This is a genomic window from Acinetobacter sp. 228, from assembly GCF_048147885.1.
Genome location: NZ_JAYWYV010000031.1, coordinates 1 through 11,657, shown reverse-complemented (window position 1 = coordinate 11,657; position 11,657 = coordinate 1). Strand labels below are relative to the sequence as shown.

General features: G+C 39.1%; 10 protein-coding genes. 4 read left to right on the top strand and 6 right to left on the bottom strand.

The genetic code is table 11. The features are described from left to right. Nucleotides 1-161: 161 nt before the first annotated feature. Nucleotides 162-464, bottom strand: coding sequence for a helix-turn-helix domain-containing protein (locus tag VXQ92_RS15025; protein ID WP_001140620.1), 303 nt, complete (start codon nucleotides 462-464; stop codon nucleotides 162-164). After that, nucleotides 457-813, bottom strand: a complete 357-nt coding sequence (locus VXQ92_RS15020; RefSeq protein ID WP_159373188.1) for a type II toxin-antitoxin system RelE/ParE family toxin — start codon at nucleotides 811-813, stop codon at nucleotides 457-459. The genes VXQ92_RS15025 and VXQ92_RS15020 overlap by 8 nt, the downstream gene beginning before the upstream one ends. A gap of 882 nt (nucleotides 814-1,695) precedes the next feature. On the opposite strand from VXQ92_RS15020, the gene VXQ92_RS15015 reads away from it, so the two are divergent. Together VXQ92_RS15015 and tnpA are read left to right on the top strand one after the other, a co-directional pair. Next, nucleotides 1,696-4,107, top strand: a complete 2,412-nt coding sequence (locus VXQ92_RS15015; RefSeq protein ID WP_032060263.1) for a membrane-bound PQQ-dependent dehydrogenase, glucose/quinate/shikimate family — start codon at nucleotides 1,696-1,698, stop codon at nucleotides 4,105-4,107. Nucleotides 4,108-4,338: 231 nt separating this feature from the next. Next, nucleotides 4,339-4,722: an IS66-like element accessory protein TnpA gene (gene tnpA / locus VXQ92_RS15010; RefSeq protein WP_024439349.1), complete on the top strand. Its 384-nt coding sequence runs from the start codon at nucleotides 4,339-4,341 to the stop codon at nucleotides 4,720-4,722. Between the two features lie 392 nt (nucleotides 4,723-5,114). Here tnpA and VXQ92_RS15005 read toward each other — a convergent pair whose 3' ends face one another. The 3 genes from VXQ92_RS15005 to mobQ all read right to left on the bottom strand — a co-directional run bounded on the left by VXQ92_RS15005 (nucleotide 5,115) and on the right by mobQ (nucleotide 8,587). Further along, nucleotides 5,115-5,678, bottom strand: a complete 564-nt coding sequence (locus VXQ92_RS15005; RefSeq protein ID WP_180054136.1) for a plasmid replication DNA-binding protein — start codon at nucleotides 5,676-5,678, stop codon at nucleotides 5,115-5,117. 63 nt (nucleotides 5,679-5,741) lie between these two features. Continuing rightward, nucleotides 5,742-6,635: a replication initiation protein RepM gene (gene repM / locus VXQ92_RS15000; RefSeq protein WP_180054137.1), complete on the bottom strand. Its 894-nt coding sequence runs from the start codon at nucleotides 6,633-6,635 to the stop codon at nucleotides 5,742-5,744. A 515-nt stretch (nucleotides 6,636-7,150) separates the two neighbouring features. Next, the gene (gene mobQ, locus VXQ92_RS14995) at nucleotides 7,151-8,587 is read right to left on the bottom strand and encodes a MobQ family relaxase (RefSeq protein ID WP_231517338.1); all 1,437 of its coding nucleotides are present in this window, start codon (nucleotides 8,585-8,587) and stop codon (nucleotides 7,151-7,153) included. A 209-nt stretch (nucleotides 8,588-8,796) separates the two neighbouring features. Between mobQ and VXQ92_RS14990 the strand changes: the two genes are divergently transcribed. Beyond that, nucleotides 8,797-9,063: a mobilization protein gene (locus VXQ92_RS14990; RefSeq protein ID WP_159373185.1), complete on the top strand. Its 267-nt coding sequence runs from the start codon at nucleotides 8,797-8,799 to the stop codon at nucleotides 9,061-9,063. Nucleotides 9,064-9,293: 230 nt separating this feature from the next. Here VXQ92_RS14990 and VXQ92_RS14985 read toward each other — a convergent pair whose 3' ends face one another. Then, a complete protein-coding gene (locus VXQ92_RS14985) occupies nucleotides 9,294-10,814 on the bottom strand; it encodes a catalase (protein WP_159373186.1) in 1,521 nt (506 codons plus the stop codon). A gap of 266 nt (nucleotides 10,815-11,080) precedes the next feature. Between VXQ92_RS14985 and VXQ92_RS14980 the strand changes: the two genes are divergently transcribed. Beyond that, nucleotides 11,081-11,578 carry a Dps family protein gene (locus VXQ92_RS14980; protein ID WP_159373187.1) on the top strand — a complete coding sequence of 166 codons (498 nt, stop codon included), beginning with the start codon at nucleotides 11,081-11,083 and terminating at the stop codon, nucleotides 11,576-11,578. Nucleotides 11,579-11,657 lie beyond the last annotated feature (79 nt).

Here is an 11,657-nt window from a genome sequence, read left to right as displayed (position 1 = left end):
CGACAGTTAGTTAGCTTTTTAACCCCTAAACCTATGAAAATCGGGTGGGGATGATTTTTTTGTCGTGTGCAGAGATAAAATATAATGAAATATTGCTGATTCTGAGAAAATTTACTTTTATCTCAATCAAAAATGGGAGACTTAAGCTCCCATTTTTAATGTTAAACATTGAAACCTATATGTTTTCCGGTTGGAAGCTCTACATCAATACGGAGCTTCCCACCCATTGCTTCAACATACTTTTTCATGGTTGAAATTTTCAGATCATTACCACGATTTTCTATTGCCGAAAGCGATGGCTGTTTTATTCCCAAAGTTTCAGCAAGCTCTTTTTGAGAAATTTCGAGTTCTTCACGAATAAGATGAAGCTGATTTTCTAGCAGTAATTCATCTGCCATTTTTTGAATACGGGCTTGGCTCTCTGGAGAGCGGCTAGCTAACAATTCTTGTAGAGTCTTAGCCATTAGATTTATCTCCTAGGGTGGTGAGATGAAGTCGGTATTGTTCATCTGCAATATCTAGCATGTCTTTATAAAAACGCTTTTTACCGCCTTTATCAGCAATACATAGAACAATAGCCTGTCGTAAGGGATCAAATGCGAAGAAAGCTCTTAGTGGTCTACCGCGATGTTGAACGCGCAATTCTTTCATATTGGTAAATTTAGATTCATACACAGCATCTACTAAAGGACGGCCTAAATTCGGTCCCTGCTGCTGTAGAACAACCAGGGCAGCCAGGACCTTCTCTTGTGTCGATTCATCTTGCTGTTCAAACCACTGATTAAATAGATCTGTCGTAATGACTGTCCACATACTACAACCAAAATATAGATTATAGTCTATATTTTAGGGCCATTATGTTTGTTTTGCAAATGAGAAATGAGAGGCAATAAAAAACCCCGGTATCCTGCCGGGGTTTTTTATTGTGCGATCTTTGGTAGGTGCTGCTCTACCTCACAATCCTCGTGTTAAAACTTATCATTGTTGTTTTATGTTCCGGAACATCCTGTTCCTGTATGACTTCATCATAGGAATATTTTCGTAGTCCGGATAGCAGCAAAGAACTGGAATTCGAGTAAGCCAAAGCGTACAAAGTGCCTGAAATTTATCCACAAGAAATGGGGATAATTTTGAACATTCACGCATTGATAAAATTTAAAAAAATCGCAAAATTGATTACTTTTTAAACAAATGTATTGGCAAGAACTATCAAAACCGCTCATAAAAAATCCGACTTGTTTCAAAATCGGCTTTTTCGTCATTTTTGGATTTTTAGTATTTGGTTAAGTGTTTGATATTTAAGTTAATATACAAGTGTACTTCGTATAACCACCATTATGTTAAATGGAATTAGTTTTAGTAATTTTAAAGTCGGATATAAGATGTTTTTTATTCATACATTAGAATATTGACTGAACATATATTTCATATGATATGAAGTAATTCCTAAACCTAAAGCCATGAGCATGGTTAGAGAAGTTAGACCCACCATAGAACAAAATTTATCTATTATAATTCCACCAACCCATGGCATGATCCCAGCCAATAAGTATCCAAAGGACTGGGTTATTCCACTTAGCCGTGTTGCTAATTGAGTACTAGATGCGAACTCAATAGGTAAAATAAGGGCTATAGGAAATAATCCTCCTGTAGCAATGCCTAAGCTAATTACAGCCCACATCAAAGAGACAATATATGAGTACCGAATACACTGCACCTTCTGAAAGGGCAGGATCAAAAGTTTATCGCTTTTTCGTAATACTTCTACATGTGTTAATCGCATTATTCTTAATTATCCAAGGTGGAAAGCTTGTTAGCTTAGGTGGCTCAAGTTATTACCTTATCGCTGGTATTGCCTATCTACTGATTGCTATTTTATATACATTTAGAAAAGTAATCAGCTTATGGCTATCCATTTTAACTTTCATCGCAACAGTTATATGGGCTATTTCCGAAGTACAAGTTTTTGACTTCTGGCAGTATATTCCCCGTCTAGTTGTTCCAACGGTTTTATTTGTACTAAGCTTATGGGCAAGCCGTAGTTTAATAACACTTTCAACAGAAAAAGTGACTTTTGCTAATCGTGTTGGTTTAGTTGGCTTTATTGCTTGTGTTATAGCTTTAATCTCAGCTTTTTTTCCCCATGGAAAAACTCTAAATCAAGTTAATATTGCTCAAGATCGTAATTTAACTAAACCTACAGCAGAAAATCCTGATAATTGGGAATATTTTGGTCGTAGTGGTAGTGGTACCCGCTTTGCCCCTTATACTGACATTACTCCTGATAACGTTAAAAACTTACAAGTTGCATGGACTTACCATACTGGCCGACCAAAAAATATTGGAGTCGATGAAAATACTCCAATTCAAATTGGTAGCACACTGTACTCATGTACTCCAACTAATATTATTACTGCGATTGATGGTGATAGCGGTAAAGCACTTTGGAAATATGATCCAAAAGCAAAAACAGCTGAACACATTACCTGTCGTGGTGTTGGTTACTATGATGCGACTCATGATAAAACGCTTTCAAAAGCAGATTTACAAACTCCTAGTATTCAAGCCTGTCCACAACGAATTTTAACATCTACAGTTGATGGTCGTTTAATTGCATTGAATGCAAAAACTGGTGCTTTATGTCCTCAATTTGGAGTAAATGGCCAAGTTGACCTGTTAAATGACATGGGTCCTACTGAAAAAAGTAAACGCTACCATCCAACCTCTACCCCATTAATCGCAGGGCATGTTGCCATCTTAGGCGGTTGGGTTCGAGACATTACTCATGGTGAACCTTCTGGCGTAGTTCGTGCTTATGATGTACGTACTGGTAAACTAGCCTGGGCTTGGGATGTAGGTAATCCAGAATTATCTGGACAACCTAAAAACGGCTTTACTCTTGAAACCCCAAATATGTGGACAATTCCAACTTACGACAAAGATTTAAATCTAGTATATCTACCTACTGGAAATGGCCCCCCTGATTACTGGGGCGGTGATCGTAATGCAGCAAAAGAAAAATTTGGCTCAGCAGTAGTTGCTGTAGATGCAACGACTGGTAAGACTAAATGGTCATATCAAATTGTTCATCACGACGTTTGGGACTACGATTTACCTTCTCAACCAGTTCTTTACAACGTCACCAATGATAAGGGAGAACAAATTCCTGCCCTTATTCAAACAACAAAAATGGGACAAATTTTTGTATTAGATCGACGTACAGGCCGACCTGTTACTAAAGTTATTGAAAAGCCCGTACCGACTACCGGTCAAGCAGAAGGAGAAAAACTATCTCCGACTCAGCCATATTCTGTAGGTATGCCACAAATTGGTAATGACACTTTACGTGAAAAAGATATGTGGGGTATTTCAACTTTTGATCAACTCAATTGCCGTATTCAGTTTAAAGATTCGGTTTATCAAGGGTTATATACACCACCTAGTGAGAAACCATATATTGAATGGCCAAGTTTATTAGGCGGAATGAATTGGGGGGGTATTTCAATTGATGAATCAACAGGTTTAATGTTCGTCAATGATATGCGTATGCCTTTGCGGATGTCTTTAGTTCGTAAAGAAGATATGGGGAAATACAAAATATCTACCGATGAAGTTCCTGGATTTATGGGAACAGTACGCCCACAATTTGCAGGCCCGTACGCTGGAGTAAAAATTGATATTATGCAATCAGCATTAGGGGTACCTTGTAATCGACCACCTTTCGGTACGATGTCTGCGATTGATTTAAAAACCAAAAAGTTGGTATGGCAAGTACCAATGGGAACAGCTGAACAGCTTGGCCCATTAGGTATTAAATCACATCTCCCAATGCCATTAGGAATGCCAACACTAGGTGGTCCTACTTCAACAGCTTCTGGCTTGGTATTCTTTGCAGGTACGCAAGATTATTATTTACGTGCTTTAGATTCCAAAACTGGTAAAGAAGTATGGAAAGCTAAATTACCCGTTGCAGCTGTTGCAGCACCTCTAATTTACAAATCACCAAAAACAGGTAAGCAATATGTAGTTATTTCTGCAGGGGGTGCGAGCCACTCAAAAGATGTAGGTGACTATATTATTGCGTTTGCTCTTCCTGATCAGAAGTAACCGAAATTAGCCAAGATAGTCGTCTAAATTTTAGAAATCTAATTTTGGCTTAAGGGTAATTTAGAAACCTCTACCTTGTACGAAACACTAAAAAGCTGGCTTGTTATCAAGCCAGCTTTTTAGTGGGCACCACCCTCATAAAACGGTAAGCGTCCGCTGAACACACCTTATGAATTCATCCTATAAGCCTTAATTTAGTCCCCACTTAAAAACAAGTGGGGACTTAAATTTATGACTACAAATAACCAGACATCCATTACATCTCTTGCGAAAAAACGAAGAACATACAGTGCTGAATTTAAACAGCAAATCGTTCAGGCTTGTAAAGCACCGGACGTTTCAATTGCTTCAGTCGCTTTGCAACATGGATTGAATACAAATCTTGTATCCAAATGGATTCGCTTAATTGATGGTAAGCAAGGAAATGATCGCTCATCACTACCAAATAAACCTGCATTTATTCCCTTATCTTGCTCTGCACCATTAGATCCTACTCCTACTGACATGTTAACGGTTCAAATTACTTTACCCCACTCAAGAGCAGAAATTGGCTTGAAATGGCAAGTATCAGAAATATCTGCTTTAGCAGAATTACTCAAGGCACTTGCAACATGATCCGTATCGATGAAATCTGGCTTTCTACCCAACCTCTGGATATGCGAGCAGGGATGGATATCCAATTAATTCTTCATTTCCTTTACCACTTTGGGTTGATATGAGTATGAAAGGAGAAGTAGAAAATTAATTTGTATTATTTCTAAAATTAACATAATACACCTTATACGAAATGCGTTATAATTCTCTTGAAAATTCAACGCTGTAGTTCCTAGTTGATAGCCCGAACATCCCTGTTCGGGCTTTTTTTATCTTTTTTAGTGTTCCACGCTTAATAAATAAGCAATGTTCCACGATTTTATTCAGTTTTAATAAACATCATCCGGTTTTTTGGTGAGTCATTATTTCATTGCTGGCAATGAAATTGGCTCATCAAAAAATTGGAGTCCTGGTTAACCATACGGAAGGAAAAAACGGCTCAGGAAGCCTCTCTTTTTAGGTTCTGGCTCAACATGTTCTGGAACAGGGATACGTTTGTTCTCTGGAGTAGTCAATCCGTCCTCTTTAACCTGCTTTAACTGAATATTTGTTGCCATATCAGTTGGGTTTGGCGAAATATTACTTTCAATATTCTCTTTATTAGGTTCACTACTAGCTTTAGATGGCTTCATTTCAATTAGTGTAAGAAGCGTATCGATACGAGCATTAGCTTTAGCCTCTCTATCTTCTGCTTTTTCTAATTGTTTCTTTAAAAAGTCGATCTGATTTTTCAACTCTACTACTGTTTTATCAGTGTATTCGGGTGTATCCAGATTCTGTATTAGAGACGTATCAATACGTTTTGACTGTTTTCCAGAAAACGGTTCACCATATACACGCAATAATTCTGAAAAGTCTATAAAGCCATCATGATCACGGCTTAATACCCCATTTTTTATATCTTTATAAAGTGTCGCTCTAGATTTTTTATACAGTGTGGCAGCATCACTAACACTGTATTTTGTACTTGTTTTCATAGTGTATTACTGTGTATTTAAGATACGTATTGAAGAATACAATAAGTGTATTCTTCAATACACTCAAGGTTTGAAGCCTAAGTTCCGTAAGTAAGGTAAAAACTGCTTCTGTTGTTTTGGATCTCTAAGTTTTTCCTTGATTTTTGAAGCTAATATTTCATAGCTCTCGCCCTCACGCGCTAGATGAGAAAGTTCATGTAGACGTGATAGTTGATTACCAAACATGTTTATCTGAGCATCTGTTAACTTATAGAACTCTTTCGGTATGTCTGTAGTTTCCTGACCAATACTTTTTGTTTTTTCTTTAAAAGAAAAAGTAATGTGAGTAACTTTACGACCTGTTTTTTTCTGCTCATACGTCACACGTAAAGGGCTGTATTCATTTATTTGATCTACAGCAGTATCAATTACCCTTTTTTTAAAATCAGCAAATAACGGATACTTTTTACCTAGTTCCAGCATGGTTCGTAGATTATCAACAGAGATTTCACGCTTACCTATTTGTCTGTATTGCACCAGTAACTCATAGATACGGATACCGTACCCACTGTTGATACCCGCGATATCAGATAGAGCATATTTCGTAAATTCTCTACTTAGGTTAGATATAAAAGGCAAAATTGGTTTTGAAAAGCGAATACCAATGACACTTTGACTATCTAAAAACTGAACCTCTTGTACCCATCTCATTTTGATAGATTTATCGTCTACAGAGAGGTTGATAGACCTTTCATAAAGTCTATTAATCCCTTCTTTTAAATCTCTATAGGCTGTTTTCTCGTGTACTCCTAGGAGCTGTAATTCATTAACACTCACTGGGTATAACTCATCATCTGTGATGGGTTGATTCTTTGGAATACGTGAAATGGCTGCCAAGACAATACGTTGCTCTACGGCACTTAATTGATATGAAGCTTCTATAACTTGATTTGATTTTACAACTTGATTCTTATCCAAAATAAAACCATTTAATTTTTAATATATGACAAATATATACTTGTCATAGTTGGTAGTCAATCCGTCATAGTTAAGTAGTCAATCCGTCATAGTTAGTAGTCAATCCGTCATAGTTAGTAGTCAATCCGTCATATTTAAATACTGAAACTATTGCTACTAAAGGCATACAGAGGGCTGAAAAGATTTAAAAGATTTAAAAATAATTAAAAAAGGGAATTTGAAAAATTGCCCTTGGTTTTCGCTTCGCTCAAACTCTATTGAATCTCGCTTTCGCTCGATTCGTCGGGGCAATTTTTGGTTCATATTCTCGTGAATTTAAGAAAAAGCAAAAGCAACTCGGAATTCGCTTCGCTCATAAGCTTTTTTTCTCGCTACGCTCGGTTTAGGAATCAAGCTTGGAAAGTTCGCACCCATGCGGGATGCTCTGTAGGGTAGGTGATTAATGGATAGGGAGCTTGTAATCAGGGAAAGGGATGGGCAAATTTTTTCAGTTCGCTCGTAGACACTCGCTCTGTTTAGCGACTCATGCCACGAGATTTCATTTTAGGCACATGTTGCTGTGCTTTGAGTTGTTGTTCTTGTCTGAGTTTCATCTGTTGTTCTGCTTTGATCTCATCCACACATTTTTTAATGACTTGGTAGGATGGGTATAGAGTCTGGTATTGCTTGGCTTTGGCCGGATGTTGTTGTTGGTACTGCTTCCAGGCATGTTCTTTGAACTTATCATTCTCCAATAAATCCTTCACACCATGTTTTTTCTGGTGTTCATGCTGACCTTTCAGCTTTTTGTGTTCCTGGTAGATCTCATCACGTTGGGCTTCCCAGGCTTTTTTTCCAAACAGTAAGGGTTTGTTCTGGGTTAATTCGTTGTGTTGATCGACCAGGCTTTGTAATTTGTCATGACTTTGCTTGAGTCCGCTTTTTACGATCTCCTGGGCAAGCTGCTGATTGAACTCGTTTTGATGTTTGTGGTGCTTGCTCAGGGTTTTTTCGGCCTTCTCTAGATGCTGCTGCATGAAATCCAGGTCTAGATTCGCGTCTTTTGCGCTGATTTCGCGTTTTAGCACTTTGCCAAGGGTTTCCCTCTGTTTTTCCTCAAACAGGGCTTTTTCGTCAATTGGTGGCGTTTTAGCGCTATTTTTGATTTGGATCTGCTGTTCTATTTTCAGTGTGCTGAGTTTTATCTCATTTTCAGCAATCAGCAGGTCCATATTTTTACCGTATTGCAGCTGAGCCTGATTTCTTTCTTTGATTTCATCATTGCTTCGGCTGATTTCGGTTTCGATGCCTCTTCTACGTAGTTCGGTGACTTTCGGTCCTTCGTGCAGGGTCGCTTCCAGGCCATTCTCCTGGTCTTTGTAGCTGCGGTGGTCGACCCGGGCGGTAGATCCGGCCATGTCGAGGTGCATATTGCAGATATCGGCAAAGTGTTCGCGCCAGTGCTCGATTTCTCCACTATGTTTCTGATCGAGTTCCCGGGTTTTCTCTGTAAAACCTTCTGGAGTCAGTTTGCGTGTGCTCATCAGGATATGGGCGTGATAATTACGCTCATCACTGCCGGATCCGGTATGCGGTGCATGGATACAAGCATCGACTGCTACTTGGTGTCTTTCCACGATACTGGCACATAATTCTTCGAGCATGGCCAGACGTTGTTCCTGGTTCAATTCACTTGGAAAGGCAATTTCAAATTCCCTGGCTACAGTCGAGTTTTTTCGGGTTTCCCGTTGTTCAACTTCGTTCCAGAGTTTTTCTCGATTCTTTAAATGCTCTGGTGCGCCTTCGGGTAAATAAATTTCTTTGTATTCCACACCAGTTTTTCGGCTGTAGTCATGTTCTCGGCCTTCACGTTCACAATAGATCTTTTCACCTGCCCGATAGGCAATCGCAGCAGTGGCGGAACGCCCTGCGGATCGTGCTACGGTTTTGACTGAAAAGTGGTAAATCGCCATGTCTATTTTTCGCTTTTAAATTTTCACGTAGTGAAATACAACCGTGAATACGGTTGTCGGGGTATTGGGGAGACCCCAATCGGACTTGCAAACGAAGTTTGCATAAGTGCGCTCTTCGAGGAAAACATTACTATACATATAGCACCTTGAATGCATATTCAAGTGCGCTTATGTTAGGCATGGTTTCCCAGGATGATGGTATTGGATGAATGAGCGTTACTGAAAATTTAGACAGCAAGATTAAGGCACAGGAAGAGAAGCTGAAACAGCTTAAGGCTCAAAGACAGGCAGCACTGGCCAGAGAACGTGCCAAAGAGAAAGAACAGGCGCGGAAGGATGATACCAGACGTAAGATTTTAATCGGATCCTGTATGCTAAAAATCACTGAAGATGATGAACAGGCCAGAGCTAAACTAATTGCTCAGATGGATAAGTATTTGACGGATGAGTGTGACCGAAAGCTTTTTAATTTATAAATTTTGAGAGATGAGTAGTGGAAGATTCAACACTTAATGAGTTAATACCTAATATTCTTTGAACATCACTGGAATGTAGATCTATTAGGAAAGCCTCCTAAATGGTCACCAGTACATTTTAATTTTGGGAAAATTACTAATTACGATAAACAAGGTGTATATGCGTTTAAGAGAAAAGTAGGAGGATAAAATATCCTCCTACTTTTCTCGCTTAAAAAATTAAATCGCTATTACAGAAAACCAGGTTGTCCAAAAGCTGGATCAGTTGCTCGTGCATTTTGTGCATCAGCAACAGTCAGACCTAAAGATTTAGCAACACCTTGACCATAAGCTGGATCACAAGCATAACAGTTACGAATATGACGATATTTAATAAAGTCATAGGCATCGCCCATTGCACGTGCAGTATTGTCAAATAAAGCCTGTTTCTGCTCATCATTCATTAAATTAAATAGTGCGCGAGGCTGACTGAAGTAGTCGCTATCATCTTGACGGTAATCCCAGAAGTCGGCATCACCACTGATTTTGAGTGGTGGTTCACGATATTCTGGTTGCTCTTGCCACTGGCTGAAACTGTTTGGCTCGTAATGCGGTAAGCTACCATAGTTTCCATCAATACGGCCTTGACCATCGCGACGGTTGGAATGTACAGGGCAACGTGCAGCATTAACTGGAATTTGTGAATGGTTAACTCCGACACGGTAACGAGCTGCATCTGGATAGTTAAACAGGCGAGCTTGGAGCATACGGTCAGGAGAGTAGCTGATGCCAGGAACAACGTTGCTTGGTGAGAAAGCTGCTTGTTCCACATCCTGGAAATAGTTTTCTGGATTGCGATTCAGTTCAAATTCACCGACTTCAATCAGTGGATAATCTGCTTTTAACCAGACCTTAGTTAAGTCAAATGGATGATAAGGGAGTTTTTCAGCATCTTGTTCAGGCATCACTTGAATGAATAGCGTCCATTTAGGGAATTCACCACGTTCAATCGCATGGTAAAGATCGTTCTGATTGCTTTCACGATCTTTTGCAACGACCTCTGCTGCTTCTGCATCTGTGAGATTTTTAATACCTTGTTGAGTACGGAAATGGAATTTCACCCAAAAACGTTCGTTATTGGCATTAATCAAACTATAAGTATGACTACCGAAACCATGCATATGGCGGTAGCTTGCAGGAATACCACGATCAGACATTACTACAGTTACTTGGTGTAATGCTTCAGGTAACAGTGTCCAGAAATCCCAGTTGTTGTTGGCAGAACGCATGTTGGTTTTTGGATCGCGTTTAACAGCTTTGTTCAGGTCAGGAAATTGACGTGGATCACGGAAAAAGAAGACTGGAGTATTATTACCCACCATGTCCCAGTTACCCTCTTCAGTGTAGAATTTGAGGGCAAAACCACGAATATCACGTTCTGCATCAGCCGCACCACGTTCACCAGCAACTGTCGAGAACCGAGCAAACATTTCGGTTTTCTTGCCAACTTCTGAAAAAATCTTAGCGCGGCTGTATGGTGTGATGTCATTCGTAACTGTAAATGTACCAAAAGCACCTGAACCTTTGGCATGCATACGACGCTCAGGAATGACTTCACGAACAAAGTTTGCCAGTTTTTCATTTAGCCATAAATCTTGTGCGAGTAAAGGACCCCGTGGTCCTGCTGTCATACTGTTCTGATTATCTACAACAGGTGCCCCTGCATCAGTGGTCAGATGCGTGACTGGACACTTTTTAATATCTTGGCTCATGGTATCTATCCTTTCTTGGTGTAAGAGGAAACATCTTAGCTGGCTTGTTGTAAAGCAGATTTATGATGGGATTATAGAAAGATTAAAGCTAATTTAGACTGTAATAAAAACCAATCATTATATATAAATATATAATGATATATACAAAGAAAAAATAATTATAGTCATCTAAATAGATAAAATTAAATAATTATATTTCTCTTTAAATTATGAACATAACAATGATATGTTCATCCTGTTGTATTTTCCTCATCAGGAGTTTAATTATGGGCAGCGTAAAAAAACAAGCGAAATTAGCAGTTATTGATATTGGTATTTCACAAGGTGATCGCGCCAAGATTGTCAAAGGATTATCGCGATTACTCGCTGACAGTTACACACTCTATTTGATGACTCATAATTTTCACTGGAACGTCACTGGCCCACAGTTTAACAGCTTACATAATATGTTTATGGATCAATATACCGAGCAGTGGAATGCACTCGATGTGATTGCAGAGCGTATTCGTGCCTTAGGTTTCCCAGCTCCGGGTACTTACAAGCAATTTGTAGAATTAGCTTCAATTCAGGAAGTGGAAGGTGTACCCCAAGCGAATGAAATGATTCAGTTACTTGTTAATGCACATGAAGCTGTTGCGCGAACTGCAAGAAGTTTATTTGATGTTGTAGATGCAGCGAATGATCAGCCTACGGCAGATGTTCTAACTCAACGACTTGATATTCATGAAAAAACTGCATGGATGTTAAGAAGCCTTTTAGAATAAAATATCTCTGCACACGACAAAAAAATCATCCCCACCCGATTTTCATAGGTTTAGGGGTTAAAAAGCTAACTAACTGTCG